Annotated in this window: 14 protein-coding genes; 7 read left to right on the forward strand and 7 right to left on the reverse strand. The window is 73.4% G+C overall.

What is annotated here, in order from left to right:
- Positions 1-6 precede the first annotated feature (6 nt).
- On the forward strand, positions 7-810 hold the full coding sequence (gene ppk2, locus ACIBU0_RS32465) for a polyphosphate kinase 2 (protein ID WP_398825566.1): 804 nt from the start codon (positions 7-9) through the stop codon (positions 808-810).
- A gap of 161 nt (positions 811-971) precedes the next feature.
- Here the strand turns inward: ppk2 and ACIBU0_RS32470 are convergent, their stop codons facing one another.
- The 4 genes from ACIBU0_RS32470 to ACIBU0_RS32485 form a co-directional block, all read right to left on the reverse strand.
- Positions 972-1853 carry a universal stress protein gene (locus ACIBU0_RS32470; RefSeq protein WP_398825568.1) on the reverse strand — a complete coding sequence of 294 codons (882 nt, stop codon included), beginning with the start codon at positions 1851-1853 and terminating at the stop codon, positions 972-974.
- The gene (locus ACIBU0_RS32475) at positions 1850-2872 is read right to left on the reverse strand and encodes a zinc-dependent alcohol dehydrogenase (protein WP_398825571.1); all 1023 of its coding nucleotides are present in this window, start codon (positions 2870-2872) and stop codon (positions 1850-1852) included. The genes ACIBU0_RS32470 and ACIBU0_RS32475 overlap by 4 nt, the downstream gene beginning before the upstream one ends.
- An 82-nt stretch (positions 2873-2954) precedes the next feature.
- Positions 2955-3860 (reverse strand): universal stress protein, encoded by a 906-nt coding sequence (locus tag ACIBU0_RS32480; protein ID WP_398825573.1) that lies wholly within the window; start codon positions 3858-3860, stop codon positions 2955-2957.
- Positions 3861-4007: 147 nt separating this feature from the next.
- Positions 4008-4619: a hypothetical protein gene (locus ACIBU0_RS32485; protein ID WP_398825576.1), complete on the reverse strand. Its 612-nt coding sequence runs from the start codon at positions 4617-4619 to the stop codon at positions 4008-4010.
- A gap of 171 nt (positions 4620-4790) precedes the next feature.
- On the opposite strand from ACIBU0_RS32485, the gene ACIBU0_RS32490 reads away from it, so the two are divergent.
- Positions 4791-6524, forward strand: coding sequence for a SulP family inorganic anion transporter (locus ACIBU0_RS32490; RefSeq protein WP_398825579.1), 1734 nt, complete (start codon positions 4791-4793; stop codon positions 6522-6524).
- 16 nt (positions 6525-6540) lie between these two features.
- Here the strand turns inward: ACIBU0_RS32490 and ACIBU0_RS32495 are convergent, their stop codons facing one another.
- A complete protein-coding gene (locus ACIBU0_RS32495; protein ID WP_398825582.1) occupies positions 6541-7464 on the reverse strand; it encodes a carbamate kinase in 924 nt (307 codons plus the stop codon).
- Between the two features lie 215 nt (positions 7465-7679).
- Here ACIBU0_RS32495 and ACIBU0_RS32500 point away from each other — a divergent pair, with 215 nt between their 5' ends.
- The 3 genes from ACIBU0_RS32500 (at position 7680) to ACIBU0_RS32510 (ending at position 9746) form a co-directional block, all read left to right on the forward strand.
- Positions 7680-8144, forward strand: a complete 465-nt coding sequence (locus ACIBU0_RS32500; RefSeq protein WP_398825586.1) for a cyclic nucleotide-binding domain-containing protein — start codon at positions 7680-7682, stop codon at positions 8142-8144.
- Between the two features lie 74 nt (positions 8145-8218).
- Complete coding sequence (locus ACIBU0_RS32505) at positions 8219-8878, forward strand: CBS domain-containing protein (protein WP_398825943.1); 660 nt, start codon at positions 8219-8221, stop codon at positions 8876-8878.
- Positions 8879-9041: 163 nt separating this feature from the next.
- Positions 9042-9746, forward strand: coding sequence for a response regulator (locus ACIBU0_RS32510; RefSeq protein ID WP_398825588.1), 705 nt, complete (start codon positions 9042-9044; stop codon positions 9744-9746).
- 255 nt (positions 9747-10001) lie between these two features.
- Here ACIBU0_RS32510 and ACIBU0_RS32515 read toward each other — a convergent pair whose 3' ends face one another.
- Complete coding sequence (locus ACIBU0_RS32515; RefSeq protein WP_398825591.1) at positions 10002-12704, reverse strand: cation-translocating P-type ATPase; 2703 nt, start codon at positions 12702-12704, stop codon at positions 10002-10004.
- 2 nt (positions 12705-12706) lie between these two features.
- Positions 12707-13585, reverse strand: a complete 879-nt coding sequence (locus ACIBU0_RS32520) for a universal stress protein (RefSeq protein ID WP_398825594.1) — start codon at positions 13583-13585, stop codon at positions 12707-12709.
- A gap of 347 nt (positions 13586-13932) precedes the next feature.
- Here ACIBU0_RS32520 and ACIBU0_RS32525 point away from each other — a divergent pair, with 347 nt between their 5' ends.
- Both ACIBU0_RS32525 and ACIBU0_RS32530 read left to right on the forward strand, forming a co-directional pair.
- Positions 13933-14799, forward strand: a complete 867-nt coding sequence (locus tag ACIBU0_RS32525) for a universal stress protein (protein WP_398825597.1) — start codon at positions 13933-13935, stop codon at positions 14797-14799.
- Positions 14800-14876: 77 nt separating this feature from the next.
- Positions 14877-17153, forward strand: coding sequence for a heavy metal translocating P-type ATPase (locus ACIBU0_RS32530; RefSeq protein WP_398825600.1), 2277 nt, complete (start codon positions 14877-14879; stop codon positions 17151-17153).
- Positions 17154-17158 lie beyond the last annotated feature (5 nt).

A 17158-nucleotide genomic window follows, 5' to 3' on the forward strand; every position in this document is an offset into this window, starting at 1 on the left:
GGCGGCATGGCCGGCAAGAAGGCGGAGAAGCTGCCGCGCAAGACGTACGAGAAGGAACTGCTTCGCCTGCAGACGGAATTGGCGAAGCTGCAGGAGTGGGTACGCACGGAGGGCGCCCGCCTTGTCGTCATCTTCGAGGGGCGGGACGCGGCGGGCAAGGGCGGCACCATCAAACGGGTCACCGAGCACCTCAACCCGCGCGTGGCGCGCATCGCGGCCCTGCCCAAGCCGACCGAGCGCGAGCGCACCCAGTGGTACTTCCAGCGGTACATCGCACATCTGCCGGCCGCCGGGGACATCGTGCTGTTCGACCGCAGCTGGTACAACCGGGCCGGCGTCGAGCACGTCATGGGCTTCTGCACCAAGGAGGAGTACCAGCTCTTCCTGCGGCAATGCCCGCTCTTCGAGCGGATGCTCGTCGAGGACGGCATCCTGCTGCGCAAGTACTGGTTCTCGGTGAGCGACGAGGAGCAGCAGGAGCGCTTCCGGCGCCGCCTGGAGGACCCCCTGCGGCGCTGGAAGCTGTCCCCGATGGACCTGGAGTCGATCAGCCGCTGGGAGGAGTACTCCCGGGCCAAGGACGAGATGATGGTGCACACCGACATCCCCGAGGCCCCGTGGTTCGTCGTCGAGAGCGACGACAAGCGCCGGGCCCGGCTGAACATGATCGCCCACCTGCTCGACTCCGTGCCGTACAAGGACGTCCTGCCCCCGGTGCTGGACCTGCCGGAGCGCCCGGAGTCGACCGGCTACCAGCGGACGCCGCGCGAACTGCAGACGTACGTCCCCGACCGCACGGCCGACCTTTGAGCCGGGGCCTGGCGCAGTGACCTGCGGTTCGGCAGCGCCCCCAAGGGGCGCGGGGAACTGCGCGACCAGCCACGGCGGCGCCGCAGACGATCGACGGCATAGTGCGGCCCCGCGGCGGAGCCGCATATCGACACAGCCAGCGGAGCGCTCAGGCAAGGTTCTCACTCCGTCTGCGGTACGACGACGACCGGGCACGCGGAGTGGTGCAGGGCCGCGTGGGTGACACGGCCGAGCTGGAGGCCGAGGTGGCCGGTGCGGCGCTTGGCGCCGACGATCAGGAGGTCGGCGCTGTGCGAGGCGTCCACCAGTACGCGGCGGGCGTGGCCCTCGACGGTGCGGCGGAGCACCTCGACGTCCGGCGGGGCGTCCCGCAGGGCCTTGGCGAGGGTCTCCTCGGCGTGCTGCTCGTGCAGCCGGGCGGGTGCGTCGGCGAGCAGGGGGTGGTCGGTGCTCTCGTGCGCGGGGCACCGCCAGGCCCGTACGGCCTCCAGGGGGACCCCGCGGCGCCGGGCCTCCTCGTAGGCGAAGCGTACGGCCGCCGAGCTCTCGGCGTCCTCGCCGACGGCCACGACGACGCGGCCGTGGACCGGTGGCGTGGCCTGGTTGTCGTGGCTGCCGCGCAGGACGACGACGGGGCAGTGGGCGTGCGCGGCGACCGTCAGGCTGACGGAGCCGAGCAACGCCGCGGCGAGGCCGCTGCGGCCGCGGTTGCCGACGACCAGCGCGCAGGCGTCCCGGCTCTCCCGGACCAGGGCGTACTCCGGCTCCTCGAACACCACGTCGGTGGTCACCTTCAGGTCCGGGTGGCGGTCGCGGGCCCGCCGGGCGGCGGCGCCCGTTATCTCCTGCGGCAGTACCTGCGCGGAGGGCTTGCCCAGGTCCCGGGCGAGCGCGGCGCCTTCGTAGCGCTCCCACAGGCAGGCGTACACCACGCGCAGCGGCACTCCGCGCAGCGCGGCCTCGTCCGACGCCCAGTCCGTGGCGCGCAGGCTCGGCTCGGAGCCGTCGACGCCGACGACCAGAGGCAGGTCCACGGCGGTCACCTCCCCGCACCGAGGTCGAAGACGATCCGGGCCTTGACCTGACCGCGCAGCACGTCGTCGATGGACTCGTTGACGGAGGTGAGCGGACGGGTCTCGCTGATGACCCGGGTGCGGCCGGCCGCGTGCAGCTGGAAGACCTCGGCGAGGTCCTGCCGGGTGCCGACGATCGAGCCGATCACCGAGGTGCCGTTCAGGACGGTGTCGAAGATCGGGACCTGGACGGTGCCGTGGGCCGGAAGGGCGACCATGACGAGCTTGCCGCCGCGCCGCAGCCCGGAGTTGACGGCGGCGAACGCGTCCTCGTTCACGGCGAGGGCGATGGCCGCGTGGGCGCCGCCGTGCCGCCTCAGGACCTCGCCGACGTCCTGCTTGCGGGCGTCGATGGTGAGGTCGGCGCCGAGCTCGGCGGCGAGTTCGAGCTTGTCGTCGGTGACGTCGATGGCCGCGACGGTGGCCCCGGCGATCTTCGCGTACTGCACGGCCAGGTGACCGAGCCCGCCGACGCCGGAGATCGCCACCAGCTGGGCGGGCTGGACGCCCGCGACCTTGAGCGCCTTGTACGTGGTGACGCCCGCGCAGGTCAGCGGGGCGGCGTCGACGGCGCTGACGCCCTGCGGGACGGGCTGCGCGAAGTCGGCCCAGGCGAGCATCTTCTCGGCGTACCCGCCGTCGCAGCCGTAGCCGGTGTTGATCTGCTGCTCGCACAGCGTCTCCCAGCCGGACAGGCAGTGCTCGCACCGACCGCAGGCCTTGCCGAGCCACGGCACGGCGACCCGCTGGCCGACGCCGAGGTGGGTGACGCCGTCGCCGAGCTTCTCGACGAGGCCGACGCCCTCGTGGCCCGGCACGAACGGCGGACTCGGCTTCACCGGCCAGTCGCCGTGGGCGGCGTGGATGTCGGTGTGGCACAGGCCGGAGGCCTCGACGCGGATGCGGACCTGGCCGGGGCCGGGTTCCGGGTCGGGGCGCTCCTCGATGACCAGGGGTTCGCCGAAGGCTCGGACGACCGCTGCCTTCATGGGGTCAACTCCTCGGGGGTGGTGGTCGGGGGTGAGTGGCGGGGGTGGGCGATCGGTCCGTCAGGGGTGCGCGTTCGGTCCGTCAGGTGTGGGAGATGACGGCGACGGGGGCCGTGGCGTGGTGCAGGACGGCGTGGGTGACCGGGCCGATGTGGGCGCCGAACGGGCTGCGGCGGACACGCCGGCCGACGACGACGAGGGAGGCCTCGCGGGAGGCGTCCACCAGGCGGATGCCGGGGCTGCCGGACGGGACCTCCTCGGCCACCTCCACGTCGGGGTACTTCTGCCGCCAGGGACGCAGGACTTCGGCGAGCGCGGCGGCCTGCTGCCGGGTGATCTCGTCGTGCAGCTCGATGTCGGCGGACAGGCCGTAGACGTAGTACGGCGGCAGGTTCCAGCCGTGCAGTGCCCGCAGGCCGGTCTTGCGGCGTGCGGCCTCCTCGAAGGCGAACTCGATCACTGCGTCGGCGGGGCTCGCCGCGTCGAGACCGAGGACGACGGGTCGGTAGGGCGTGGCGGCCGACGGGATGCCCGCCCCGTCCGGCTCATGCTCGTCGGAGGCCTGTTCCCCCGCACGCACCAGGACGACGGGACGCTCGGCGTGCGCCACGACGGAGAGGCCGACGGAGCCGACCATGAATCCGCCGATCCCGCTGAACCCGCGGGAGCCGAGGACCAGCAGTTCCGCGGCCTCGGTCGCCTTGACCAGGGTGTCGGCCGGACTTCCGGTCAGCTGCTCGGTGGTGACCTCGACGCCGGGGTGGCGCAGCCGGATGCCCTCGGCGGCCTCGCGGGGCACCCGCTCGGTCCAGTGCTGCTGGGTCTCGGCGCCGAGCAGCGGGGCCTGGGCCATGGGCTCGGGGACGGGCTCCCAGACATGGACGATCTTCAACGGCAGGTCGCGCAGCTTCGCCTCGCGCGCCGCCCACTCGGCCGCGGCCCTGCTCTCGGACGAGCCGTCGAGACCTACGACAACACTGCGGACCATGGTCATGCCTCCTGAACGGGGATCTGTTTCCGGCGTCGGATTCCTCGGATTCCAGCGTCTGACGGGAAGTGCCGGTGGTGCAGGGGCCGCTGGTCCCCGGCCGGGACCGACCGGCCCAACGGCCCCCTGCATCGGGGAGGGGCGGACTCACCGCAGCCAGGGGTGGCGGCTGACGAACGGCAGCCGTGCCCAGGCCTTGCCCAGCCCCCAGACGGCGCCGGCACCGACAACCGCGAGGGCGATCAGGACGGCGGCGTAGACGACGTGGTACTCGGCGAACGGGTTGGTCGACATGCTCGGCGACCCGTCGGAGAGATGCTTGGCCGGCGGCCACTCCGCGATCCACATCAGCGCCATCATCAGCGTGCCCGCGACGGCAGCCAGGCGGAGTCCGATGCCCAGGATCAGGGCGACACCGATGCCGAGCAGACCGAGCATGAACAGCCAGTCCGCCCAGGTGTCCCCGGCCCAGTCGTGGAAGGTCGACCCCATCGGCCCGGCCGCGACCCCGCTGAGGAAGCCCTTGGTCGGCGAGCCGCCGTCGATCCAGCCCTTGCCGGACGGGGTGGCGTACCCGTAGCCGAAGGTCTTGTCGAGGAACGCCCAAAGGAAAATGAACCCGGTCAGCAGACGCAGCCCGGCGAACACATAGGCGCTCGTCGCCACGGTGTCGACGCCCGCCGCCTCGGCCGTCCCGGCCCCGCGCCGCGCCGGGAACCGGAAGCCGACGTGCCGGTGCGGGTGATCGTGAACTGCCATGATTGCTCAACCCCTTCGGGCGGATTCGTTGTTGACGCTTTCACTTTCGGGCGGCGGGACGGCCGTCGCCGGATGCCGAAGGTCGGTGTCCGGGGGGCTGAACGGCCCCTTCCACTGGTCCTGTCGGGCCTCCGAACCTTGAACCCCACGGCAGTCGGCGAAAGGAACCCCATGTCCCACGGCTCGGGCGGGCGCGCCTCGGGGAGACACCGTCCGGTGCCCTTGATCCGCCGTCTCGCGCCCGGGCTCTCCACCCTCACCGGCTACCGCCGCTCCTGGCTGCGCGGCGACCTGCTCGCCGGCGTCACGGTGGCCGCGTATCTGGTGCCGCAGGTGATGGCGTACGCGGGCGTGGCCGGGCTGCCGCCGGTCGCCGGGTTGTGGGCGATCCTGCCCGCGCTCGGCCTGTACGCGCTGCTGGGCTCGTCCCGGCTGCTGTCGGTGGGCCCGGAGTCGACGACCGCGTTGATGACGGCGACCGTGGTGGCCCCACTGGCCGGCTCCGACCCCGATCGCTACGCCACACTGGCCGCCACCCTCGCCGTGACGGTCGGCCTGCTGTGTCTGGCGGCCCGGCTGCTGCGCCTGGGCTTCGTCGCCGACCTGCTGTCCCGCCCGGTGCTGATCGGCTATCTGGCGGGCGTGGCGCTGATCATGATCGTGGACCAGCTGCCCAAGCTGACCGGCGTGGACACGACGGGCGCGGGCTTCTTCCCCCAACTGTGGTCGTTCCTACGGCACATCGGGCAGGCGGACGCGGCGACGGTGCTGTTCTCCACGATCACGCTCGTGCTGCTGTTCACGGTGGCGCGGCTGCTGCGTACGGTGCCGGGTCCGCTCCTCGCGGTCGTGCTGGGGACCGCGGCCGTGGCCGTCCTCGACCTCGACGAGCGGTTCGGCATCGCGGTGATCGGCGAGGTGCCGGCCGGGCTGCCCTCCGTCGCGGCACCCGACCTCACCGAGCTGCCGCACCTGGTGCTGCCCGCCCTGGGGGTCCTGCTCGTCGCTTACACGGACTTCATCCTCACCGCCCGCGCCTTCGCCGGCCGCGGCGAGGAGGGACAACCTCTCGACGCCGACCAGGAGTTCCTGGCGCTGGGCGCGGCCAATCTCGGCGCGGGCTGGCTGCAGGGCTTCCCGCTGAGCAGCAGCGCCAGCCGCACCGCGCTCGCCTCCTCGGCGGGTGCCCGCAGCCAGGCGTACTCCTTGGTGGCGGGTGCGGTGGTGCTCGCCGTGCTGCTGTTCCTCAGCCCGCTGCTGACCCGGATGCCGTCGGCGGTCCTGGGCGCGCTCGTCGTGTACGCGGCCGTCCGCATGACGGACCTCGCGGGCTTCGCCCGGCTGGCCGCCTTCCGGCGCCGCGAGCTGCTGCTGGCCGTCGGCTGCCTGGTCGGCGTGCTCGCCCTGGATCTGCTGTACGGCGTGCTGGTCGCCGTCGGCCTGTCCGTGGCGGAGCTGCTGACCCGGGTGGCCCGGCCGCACGACGCCGTCGAGGGGCTGGTCCCCGGCGTGGCCGGCATGCACGACGTGGACGACTACCCGCAGGCCCGCACGATCCCCGGGCTGCTCGTCTACCGCTACGACTCCCCGCTGTTCTTCGCCAACGCGCAGGACTTCCACCGCCGTGCCCTGGCCGCCGTCGACGAACAGACCGGCCCGGTCCGCTGGTTCGTGCTCAACACCGAGGCCAACGTGGAGGTCGACATCACCGCGCTGGACGCGGTCGACGACCTGCGCCGCGAGCTGGGCCGCCGGGGCATCGTCTTCGCCCTGGCCAGGGTCAAGCAGGACCTGATGGACGACCTGCAGGCCTATGGGCTCGCGGACTCGGTGGGCCGGGAGCGGATCTTCCCCACGCTGCCGACGGCCGTGGCGGCGTACCGGACGTGGGGCCGGAAACAGTGACATGCGGTGACGGACGTCAGGCGACAGGAAGATCGGGCCGCACCAGCGTGCCGGAGCGGCCGTGCACGATCTCGTACGCCGCATCCAGCGCCCCGATCGCGGCCAGTCGGCCGGTGTTCTCGACAAACCGGGCGGCGGCCTCCGCCTTCGGGCCCATCGAGTCATCGGGGTAGCGGGCGTGGCGCAGATCGGCGGGCGTGGCGTCCAGGACGGGCCGTTGGTCGGGCGTGCCGTAGCCGGCGTAGACATTCGGGACGTCGGTGAGGACGAGCAGGAAGTCGGCCTTCAGATCCTCGGCCAGCCGGGCGGCGGCGAGGTCCTTGTCGACCACGGCCTCCACTCCGCTCAGCGCGCCGGTGGCCCAGTCGGACACGACGGGGATGCCTCCACCGCCCGCGCACACCACCAGGGTCCCCATCTCCAGCAGCACCCGCACGGTGTCGGCCTCCAGGATCCGCTCGGGCGACGGCGCGGGGACGGCGCGCCGCCAGCCGTGCCGGTCCTCGACCATGTGCCAGTCGTACTTCGTCGCCAGGAACCGGGCCGCCTTCTCGGGATAGAGAGGCCCGACCAGCTGCGTCGGACGGTCGAAGGCGGGGTCGTCGGAGCGCACCCGGGTGTGCGTGACGAGCGTGACGACCCGGCGTCCGGGCAGGACGGCGCGCAGCGTGCGGACGAGGAGGGTGCCGATCATGCCCTGGGTCTGGGCGCCGAGCAGATCCACCGGGTAGGGGGCGGTGAGGGCCGCGTCGGCCGTGCTCTCGGCGGCGAGGAGGTCGAGCTGGGGGGTGTTGCCGTGGGTGACGACGAGTTCGTGGTCGTGGGCGAGCGCAGCGATCGCGGTGGCGACGCGGACGGTGTTGGTTTCCTGCAGGCCCGCGTCGGGGCGTTCGCCGCGGTGCAACAGGGCGTTGCCGCCGAGGGCGACGACGATGCGCATGGTTCCCGCCTCGCTTCTTTCGACTCGGCGCCGAGTGGCCTTTCTCCCACCCCCTCCATCATCGAACGGCGGACCGTCCGGCCGCACAGCGGGCCGAAGGGCTCCCCCGGCCCGCCGGCCGGCCCTGCCGGCGGGCCTGGTGGCCCATGGTCCCGGCGGTCGGGACTGCCCACCCTGGAGGTGGTAGCTCCGTACGCCCGACCTGGAGGCACCCCATGAACGCACCCGCAACGGCGAGCATGCCTCGCGCGCTGCCCGCCGGACACCGGGAACGGCTGCTGCGGATAGCGCGGGAGGTGTCGTACCCGCAGGGCGCCCGGCTCTTCGAGGAGGGCGGACACGCCGAGCGGTTCTGGATCATCCGGACCGGGACGGTCGAGCTCGACATGCGCGTGCCCGGCCGCCGGCCGGCGGTCATCGAGTCCCTCGGCCACAACGAACTCGTCGGCTGGTCGTGGCTGTACCCACCGCACACCTGGCATCTGGGCGCCGAGGCGGCCTCGCCATTGCGGGCGTACGAGTTCGACGCGACGCTGGTGCGCGCGCTGTGCGAGGAGGATCCGGAGTTCGGCCGGAACATCGCCCGGTGGGTCGGGGAGGTCGTCGCCCACCGGCTGCAGGAGGCCCGTGTCCGGCTGCTGGACCTGTACGCCCCGTACGGCAGCGGGACCGTGCGCTGACCGCGCCCTGCCCTTTGCCGCACGGGCGAACCGTTCGCGGAATTCGAGGAGTTCGAGAAGTTCGAGGAGTAATGGTGCCCGGATCCCCGCACATCGTGCGAGACGTGATGACCCGCGACGTCGCCGTCGTCGACCGCGACGCCGCGTTCAAGGACATCGTGCGGACCCTGCAGGCCCGCAAGGTCAGCGCTTTGCCCGTGGTGGACGGCGCGGGGCATGTCCTCGGGGTCGTCTCCGAGGCCGATCTGCTGCCCAAGGAGGAGTTCCGCGACAGCGACCCCGACCGGTACACCCAGCTGCGCCGGTTGTCCGACCTCGCGAAGGCCGGTTCGGTGACCGCGGGTGAGCTGATGACCCGTCCCGCCCTCACCGTCACGGCCGGCGCGACGCTCGCGCAGGCCGCCCGCACCATGGCACGGGCCAGGGTCAAGCGCCTGCCCGTGGTCGACGCGGACGGACGCCTGGAGGGGGTCGTCAGCCGGACCGACCTGCTGAAGGTGTTCCTGCGGGACGACGAGGAGATCGCCGAGGAGGTACGACGGGAGGTCGTGGCCTATCTCTTCCCGGCGCCGGAATCGGCGGTGCGGGTGGAGGTCCGGGACGGCGTCGTACGGCTGGCCGGCCGGCTCCGGGACACCTCGCTGGTGCCCGTCGCCGCGCGGCTGGTGCGTGCGGTGGAGGGGGTCGTGGACGTGGGGTTCGACCTGGACGGGCAGGACACACCCGCCGAGTGAGCCGGCCGGCACACGGCACGCCTGCCCACCGTGCGGCGTGCCGGTCAGTCGTACCCCGGTGACGGAGTGGGGCCGGTCGGCCCTAGTGGCCGAGGCCCGGGCGCGTCATGATCGCAGTCAGGCGGCCCGAAGGTCCGTCACACACCGCGGAACGAGGGCCGACATGACCGAGGTACGCACCTTCACGGCGCAGGACCCGATTCGTGTCTTCCTGCTGGACGACCACGAGGTCGTCCGGCGCGGGCTGTCCGACCTGCTCGACGCCGAGCCGGACATCTCCGTCGTCGGCGACGCCGGGAACGTCGAGCACGCCCTGGTGCGGGCCCCTGCCGTACGGCCCCACGTGGCCGTCCTCGACGTACGCCTCCCGGACGGCGACGGCATCACCGTCTGCCGTGAGCTGCGCAGCCGGATGCCCGAGCTGGCCGTGCTGATGCTGACGTCCTTCGACGACGAGGACGCCCTGCTCGACGCGATCATGGCCGGGGCGTCCGGCTATGTGCTCAAGCAGATCCGCGGCTCGGACCTGGTGTCGGCGGTGCGCACGGTCGCCTCGGGCCAGTCGATGCTCGATCCCGCGACGACGGCCCGCCTGATGCGTTCCCTGCGCACCGAGCCTGCCGAGGCGCCGGCCGAAGCGCCGGAGCTCGCCGGGTTGTCCCCTCGCGAGCGGGAGATCCTCGCGCTGATCGGCGACGGCCTCACCAACCGCGAGATCGGCAAGCGGCTCTACCTCTCGGAGAAGACCGTCAAGAACCACATCTCACGGCTGCTGGCCAAGCTGGGCGTCCAGCGGCGTGTCCAGGCCGCCGTGCTCGCCACACACCTGGAGCAGCCCGGGCCGAAGGCCGACCGTCCAGTGCGCTGACCGGAGGCGGGACGGTCCGGGGAGCTGACCCGACCCGGCCGGTTCTGAGCAAGCACCCCGGTATGAGGCATCCGAACGGCGGCCGTCCAAGGCCGGGTCAATCGCGCCTCCCGTATCGACGGGCACCCGTACGACCCCCGACGCACCGGCTGCCTCTCGCCCTGGCGGGCCGCAAGGACTCGCCGTTCCACTGCCACCTGCCGGCCACGAGAACCACGGAATGATGGGCCAGTACACCGTCGGGCGCCGTCGGCGCTAAGAGGCCGGCCGCCGCCGAGGGATCCGTCGCATCCCGTGGACCGCCACCTCGACGAGCAGCACCGAGGCTGCCGTGCCCAGGCACAGCGCCCATTGGCCCGCGTCGAGCGGCACCGTGCCGAAGACGGTGCGCGCCCACGGCAGATGGACGGCGACGACCTGCACCGCCAGCACACCGGCCAGGCACAGCCACAGTGTCCGGTTGCGCAGTTGGTGGCGGCCGAGCAGCGGGCCGTCGTCGACGCGGGCGTTGAGGGCGTTGAACAGCTGGAACAGGACGAACGTGGTGAACCCCATGGTCAGCGCGGTGTCCGTGTCGAACCACGACCGGGCCGTGGCCAGCAGCCCCACCGTGCCGAGGGCCATGACCACGCCGGCCCGGGTGATGGCCAGCAGACGACGGGCGTCCAGGATCCGCTCTTCGGGGTCGCGCGGCGGGTGGCGCATGACGTCGTCGCGGGCGGGGTCGACGGCCAGGGCCATGGCGGGCGGGCCGTCCATGATGATGTTGATCCACAGCAGTTGGGCCGCCGTCAGCGGGGCCGGCAGGCCGGCCAGGGAGGCGCCGAGCAGGGTCAGGATGGCGCCGATGTTGGTGGCCAGCTGGAAGCGCACGAACTTGACGATGTTGGCGTAGATCGCGCGTCCCTCGCGCACCGCGCGCACGATCGTGGAGAAGTCGTCGTCGGTGAGAACCACGTCCGCGGCCTCCTTGGCCACGTCCGTGCCGGTTCGGCCCATCGCCACACCGATGTGGGCGGCCCGCAGTGCCGCCGCGTCGTTCACGCCGTCGCCGGTCATGGCGACGATGTGGCCGCGGCCGGACAGGGCCCGCACGATCACGGCCTTGTGCTCCGGGGCGACACGAGCGAACACGCCGATGTCGTCGATGCGGGCGGCCAGTTGCTCCTCCGTCATCCGGTCCAGCTCGGCACCGGTCACCACCTCGCCGTCGATGTCCAGCTCGCGCGCGATCGCCGTCGCCGTGTCGGCGTGGTCCCCGGTGATCATCTTCACGGCGACGCCCGCCGAGCGGCACAGCGCCATCGCGTCCCGTGCCTGGGGGCGCGGCGGGTCGGCGATTCCGACGATGGAGACGAGGGTCAGCACGGGCAGGGCGGTCACGTCGGCCGGGCGGTCCACCTCGGCGGTGGCGGCGCCCAGGACGCGCAGGCCCGCGCCGCCGAGCCGCGCGGCCGCCGCCTCCGCCTCGCTGCGGTGCGGGGCGTCGAGCGACCGTACGCCCTCCCCCGTGAGTACGCCGCTGCACAGACCCAGCAGGACGTCCACCGCGCCCTTGACGTGGACGCGTGTGCGCCCGTCGGGCTCGGTGTGGAAGGTGGCCATGTACTTGGTCGCCGCGTCGAAGGGCAGCTCGCCGGTGCGCGGCAGCTCGGCGCGGAGTCCGTCTGCGTCGATCCCGGCCTTCGCGGCCAGGACGACCAGCGCGGCCTCCGTCGGGTCGCCGACGAAGCCGTCGTCGGTCAGGCGCGCGTCGTTGCAGAGAGCGAACGGCAGCACGGCGGACAGGAGTTGCTCGGTGCGCCCCTCCGCGCCGAGGACGACGCCCTGTGTGCCGTAGCCCTCGCCCGTCACGTCGTAGAGGCGGCCTGCGGTCCACAGAGCCCGTACGGTCATCTCGTTCAGGGTCAGCGTGCCGGTCTTGTCGCTGCACACGACCGTCGCCGAGCCGAGCGACTCCACCGAGGCCAGGCGCTTGACGATGGCGCCGCGGCGGGCCATGCGGTACACCCCGAGGGCGAGGGTCAGGGCCAGGACGGCGGGGAGCCCTTCGGGAATCGCGGCGACGGCCAGCGCCACGGCCCGCAGAGCGATGTCCGCGAGTGCCTCGCCGCGGATCAGGGAGACCAGTGCGTAGGCGACGACCGCGACGCCGCTCAGCAGGGCGAGCCGGCGGCCGAGGCTGTCGAGCTGGATCTGGAGCGGGCTGGGCGGCTCCGTACCGCTGCGCAACGCCTCGGCGATCGCGCCGAGTTCGGTACGCATGCCGGTGGCCGTGACGATCATCTCGGCGCGGCCCCGGGTCAGGGCGGTGTTCATGAACAGCATGCTGGTGCGCTCGGCGAGCGGCACCGTGCCGGACGCGGTCGGCCCGACCGCCGTGGCGCTCTTGGCGACCGGCTGGGACTCGCCGGTCAGGGCCGCCTCTGCGACCTCCACCGACTCCGCGACGGTGAGCCGCCCGTCGGCGGGCACGCGGTCACCCGCCTCCAGCAGGACGATGTCTCCGGGGACGAGAGTGTGGGCCTCCACCTCCCGTTCCCCGCCGTCGCGGCGGGCCCGGGCGGTGGGCACGAGCATCCGGCGCAGCGCTTCCATGCTGCGCTCGGCGCGCCTCTCCTGGAGGTAGCCGAGCACGGCGTTGATCTGGAGGACGACGGTGATCACCAGGGCGTCCTTGACGTCACCGATGGCGCCGGCCACGACGGCGGCGATCAGCAGGATGCCGATGAGCCAGTTGCGGAACTGGTCGAGGAACTTCAGCCATTCGGGTCGTCGGGCCGGTTCGGCCAGCTTGTTGGGTCCGAAGGCCGCCGCGCGCACGGCCGCCTCGCCCATGCTCAGTCCGGTCGCCGGGTCGACCCCGAGCCGGGTCGCCACCTCTGTCGGAGCCAGCTCGTGGACGTCCGCCACCGCCGCCGGTTCCGCCGCGACCTGCGCTGCCCGCCCCCCGCCCATGGTCACTCCTCACCCGTGCGGACGACCGCCACCGGGCAGTGCGCGTGGTGCAGCAGGGCCTGGCTGACCGAGCCCAGCAGCAGCCCGGTGAACCCGCCACGGCCCCGCGCGCCGGCCACGACGAGGCCGGCCTCGGAGCTGGCCTCGATGAGGGTGTGGCGGATCCGGCCACGCACCAGCCTGCGGTGCACGGCGACGTCGGGGTACTTCTCCCCCAGCCCGCCCAGCGCCTCGGAGAGCACCCGCTGCTCCTCGTCCCGCAGCCGGTCCTCGTCGTATGTGACGAAGGGCGGGTCGCCCGGGCCGTCGTAGGCGCGCTCGGTCCGGGTGTTCCAGGCATGCAGCGCGATCAGGTCCGTGCCGTGCAGGGCGGCCTCGGCGAAGGCGAACTCGACGGCTCCATGAGCTGCGGGCGAGCCGTCGACGGCCAGGAGGACGGGCGCTTCGGGGGTCGGTCTGCCGCGCACCACCAGCACCGGACAGGCGGCGTGGGCGGCCAGATGACCGGCGGTGGACCCGAGAAGCAGGCTGCCGAAGCGGCTGAGCCCCCGGCTGCCGACGACCGCCAGGGATGCGGTGCGCGACTCGGTCTCCAGCACCATCACCGGTTCGCCGACGAAGACCTCGCGCATGATCTCGATCGCGGGCGCGGCCTGGTGGGCGCGCCGCTCGGCCTTGACGAGCGTGCCGTCGATCAGTTCACGCAGTCCGGCGCCGCTCGGCTCCCAGGGCTGGCCGGGCGGCACGTGCGCGGCCGGCCAGCCGAAGGCGTGCACCAGCCGCAGCCCCACTCCCCGCAGTCCGGCCTCGCGCGCCGCGACCTCCACGGCCGCCATGCTCGACGGTGAGCCATCCACACCCACCACAACCGGCCGGTTCATCGCGCTCCCCTTTCCAGTCAAGATCCGCGGGTGCCGTACGACGTCTGCGGGCAGGTTCTGCCGGGTCCGTACGGCCTTCTCCGTGCGGGTCCCCGCCCCGTTCCCCGTCACGCGGCGAGGGCAGCACCGTGCGACCGGCCCCCGGCCTCGGTCCGGCGGCCCGTCCTCACTGCTGCTCTCCCCAGCCTCGCCCCGCCGGCCGGACCCCGCACAGGGCCGTACGGGCCCGCGGGGCGCCCCATCCGGCCCTCGCCCCCGGGCGGCCGCGCTCCGACCCTGGGAACAAGGGGAGGGAGCCACGCGCGGCACCTCGGGCTTCGGTGTCGCGCCGACACCGGAGGTGCGTCATGACCGGACCAGTCGTCGTCGGACTCGACGGTTCGCCCGCGAGCATGACGGCCGCCTGGTGGGCCGCGCGCGAAGCCGCGGACCGGCGTCTGCCGGTGGTGCTGCTCCATTCGTGGACCACGCAGCCCCTGGACGTGCCCATCCGGCAGGAGGCGCACACCAAGCAGCGCTATGGCCAGGACGTTCTGCAGCGAACCGAGGCCGAGCTGCTGCATCGCCACGGGGAGCTGGACGTCACCACCGAGCTCGTCTCGGCACCCGCCGCGCAGGCCCTCCTGAAACACGGCGCATCGGCATCGCTGCTCGTGCTGGGCTCGCGCGGGTTCGGTTCCGTGGCGAGCTTCCTGCTCGGCTCCATCAGCCTGCACGTGCTGGGCCTGGCGCCGTGCCCGGCCGTCGCCGTTCGGGCGGGAGACCCCGCCGTCGAGGCAGGATGGGCCCACCCCGCGGCGGCGGAGCGTGACGAGGTCGTCGTCGGGCTGCAGGAGACCCGCGTGGCGGCCGATCCTCTGCTGGGGTTCGCGTTCACCGCAGCCGCCGCGCGCGGAGCACGCCTGCGGGCGGTGCGGGCGCTGCCACTGACCTCCCTCGTGCCCCTGCCGGACGAGGACCTCGAGGTCGAGGAGCGTGTGCGGCTGGCCGAGACCCTGGTGCCGTGGCGGGACAAGTTCCCCGACGTGCCCGTCACCCAGCACGTCGCCACGGGCCCCGCCGCCCAGATCCTGCTGACCGCCTGCGCCCGCGGCTGCCTCGCCGTCATCGGCCGCAAAACCCATCCCTCGCAGCTGACCTGGAAGCTCGGGCCCGTCGCCCACGCGGCCCTGCATCACGTGCCGTGCCCCATCGCTGTCGTGCCGCACGACTGAGCAGGACGGGGGAGGCAGTGATGGACCGTGTCCTTCCGGAGAGGCCGTTGCATCGGGTGCTGACGGCCCTTCTCCGTATGCCGCCGATCGAATCGCTGCTGTTGGCCGACACGCTCGTCGCTTTGACCATCGGCGGCGCCTTTCGGCTGGCGGGTGCCGACGATCTCGCCGACCTGTGCTGGGCCCTGGGCACCGTCGTCGCCGTCGGCCCGGCGGTGGGCTGGGTGCTGGCCGCGCTGCGGCGCGGTCAGGCCGGCGTGGACCTCATCGCGGTCCTCGCACTGGGCGGCACGCTCGCCGTGGGCGAGTACCTGGCCGGCTCCCTGATCGCCCTGATGCTGGCCACCGGCCGCGCCCTGGAGGCCGCCGCCCGCCAGCGGGCCTCCCATGATCTGCGCGCCCTGCTGGAGCACGCCCCCCGCACCGCCCGGCGTCGCACGGGCGGCGAGGTGCGGACGGTGCCGCTGGCCTCGGTCGCCGTCGGGGACCTGCTCGTGGTGGGGCCCGGCGAGGTCGTCCCCGTCGACGGGACCGTGGTCGGCGACACCGCCGTACTGGACGAGTCGGTCCTCACCGGAGAGCCGTTGGCCGTGCGCCACGCCCCGGGCCGGTCGGTGCGCAGCGGCGCGGTCAACGCGGGCGGTGCCTTCGAGCTGCGCGCGTCCGCCACCGAGCGGGACAGCACCTACGCCGGGATCGTACGGCTGGCCCGGCAGGCCGGTGCGGAGTCGGCGCCGGTGGTGCGGCTGGCCGACCGGTACGCCGCCTGGTTCCTGCCGCTCGCCGTGGGCGTGGCGGGGCTGACCTGGCTGATCAGCGGTTCCGCCGTGCGGGCGGTGGCGGTGCTGGTGGTCGCCACGCCGTGTCCGCTGCTGCTGGCGGCGCCGGTGGCCGTCGTCTCCGGTCTGTCGCGGGCGTCGCGCCGCGGCGTGGTGATCCGGGACGGCGGTGCGCTGGAGAACCTCGGCCGGGCGCGCACCCTGCTGCTGGACAAGACCGGCACCCTCACCGGCGGTCGGCCCCGTGTGGTCGACGTGGTCGCCGCCCGGGGCTGGCAGCCGTCGCAGGTGCTGCGGCTGGCCGCCTCGCTCGACCAGTACTCGCCGCACGTACTGGGGCGGGCCCTGGTCGAGGCGAGCCGTGAGCGCGGTCTGCGCCTGACCGTGCCCGCGGACATGTCCGAGGAGCCCGGCCGCGGCGCGGTCGGCACGGTGGCCGGCCGCCGGATGGCCGTCGGACGCCTCGACGACGGTGCGGACAGGCCCACCTGGGCCCGCTCGGTGGACAACCGCGCCGTCCTGGACGGGGCGACCGTCGTCTGGCTCACCGTCGAGGGCCGCCCGGTCGGGGCCGTCCTGCTGTCCGACCCGCTGCGCCACGACGCGCCGCGCACCCTGCGCCGGCTGCGCTCCGCCGGCATCGAACGGCTCGTGATGCTCACCGGCGACCGTGCCGAACCCGCCCGCGAGGTCGGTGCCGTCCTCGGCCTGGACGACGTCCGGGCCGGCCTTTCCCCCGCAGACAAGGTCGCCGCGGTGCGCGCCGAACGCGACCGCGCGGTCACCGTGATGGTGGGCGACGGCGTGAACGATGCTCCCGCCCTGGCCGCCGCCGACGTCGGCGTGGCGATGGGCGCCCGCGGCTACACGGCGTCCTCCGAAGCCGCCGACATCGTGCTGACCACCGACCGGGTGGACCGTCTGGCCGACGCCGTCGCCATCGCCGTACGCTCCCGGCGCATCGCCGTGCAGAGCGCGCTCGGCGGCATGCTGATGTCGCTGGCCGCGATGGCCGCGGCCGCCGCCGGACTGCTCCCGCCCGCCGTCGGCGCGCTTCTCCAGGAGGGCATCGACGTCGCGGTCATCCTCAACGCGCTGCGGGCGCTGGGCGACGACCGCTCGGCGCGGCCGGCACTTCAGCCCTCCACCGAGGCGCTCATCCACCGCTTCGCGGCCGAGCACGACGATCTCCAGGACGTCCTGGAGGCCGTGCGCTCCGCCGCCGACCGTCTCTCGGACAGTCCCGGACCGGAGGCCCTCGCGACTGTTCGGAAGGTGCACCGCCTGCTCACCGAACGCCTGCTGCCGCACGAGTACGCCGAGGAGCACCAGCTCTATCCCGCCCTCGCTCCCACGCTCGGCGGCCCCGAGGCGACGGCCACCATGAGCCGCGCCCATGTCGAGATCGACCGCCTCGCCCGCCGAATCGCCACCCACCTCGCGCTGGTGGGCCCCGACGGGACCCTGGCCCCGGAGCAGCTCGACGACCTGCGCGCCTGCCTGTACGGGCTGCACACGGTGCTGCGGCTGCACTTCACGCAAGAAGAAGAGGACTACTTCTCGCTCGCGCCCTGAGGTGA

The organism is Streptomyces sp. NPDC049627 (genome assembly GCF_044465645.1).
Classification (GTDB): Bacteria; Actinomycetota; Actinomycetes; order Streptomycetales; family Streptomycetaceae; genus Streptomyces.

Coding starts and splice junctions, on each gene's coding strand:
- ppk2 (WP_398825566.1), top strand. CDS start 7: ATGGCCGGCAAGAAGGCGGAGAAGCTGCCGCGCAAGACGTACGAGAAG.
- ACIBU0_RS32495 (WP_398825582.1), bottom strand. CDS start 7,464: ATGCGCATCGTCGTCGCCCTCGGCGGCAACGCCCTGTTGCACCGCGGC.
- ACIBU0_RS32530 (WP_398825600.1), top strand. CDS start 14,877: ATGCCGCCGATCGAATCGCTGCTGTTGGCCGACACGCTCGTCGCTTTG.
- ACIBU0_RS32515 (WP_398825591.1), bottom strand. CDS start 12,704: ATGGGCGGGGGGCGGGCAGCGCAGGTCGCGGCGGAACCGGCGGCGGTG.
- ACIBU0_RS32525 (WP_398825597.1), top strand. CDS start 13,933: ATGACCGGACCAGTCGTCGTCGGACTCGACGGTTCGCCCGCGAGCATG.
- ACIBU0_RS32485 (WP_398825576.1), bottom strand. CDS start 4,619: ATGGCAGTTCACGATCACCCGCACCGGCACGTCGGCTTCCGGTTCCCG.
- ACIBU0_RS32490 (WP_398825579.1), top strand. CDS start 4,791: ATGTCCCACGGCTCGGGCGGGCGCGCCTCGGGGAGACACCGTCCGGTG.
- ACIBU0_RS32500 (WP_398825586.1), top strand. CDS start 7,680: ATGAACGCACCCGCAACGGCGAGCATGCCTCGCGCGCTGCCCGCCGGA.
- ACIBU0_RS32510 (WP_398825588.1), top strand. CDS start 9,042: ATGACCGAGGTACGCACCTTCACGGCGCAGGACCCGATTCGTGTCTTC.
- ACIBU0_RS32480 (WP_398825573.1), bottom strand. CDS start 3,860: ATGGTCCGCAGTGTTGTCGTAGGTCTCGACGGCTCGTCCGAGAGCAGG.
- ACIBU0_RS32520 (WP_398825594.1), bottom strand. CDS start 13,585: ATGAACCGGCCGGTTGTGGTGGGTGTGGATGGCTCACCGTCGAGCATG.
- ACIBU0_RS32475 (WP_398825571.1), bottom strand. CDS start 2,872: ATGAAGGCAGCGGTCGTCCGAGCCTTCGGCGAACCCCTGGTCATCGAG.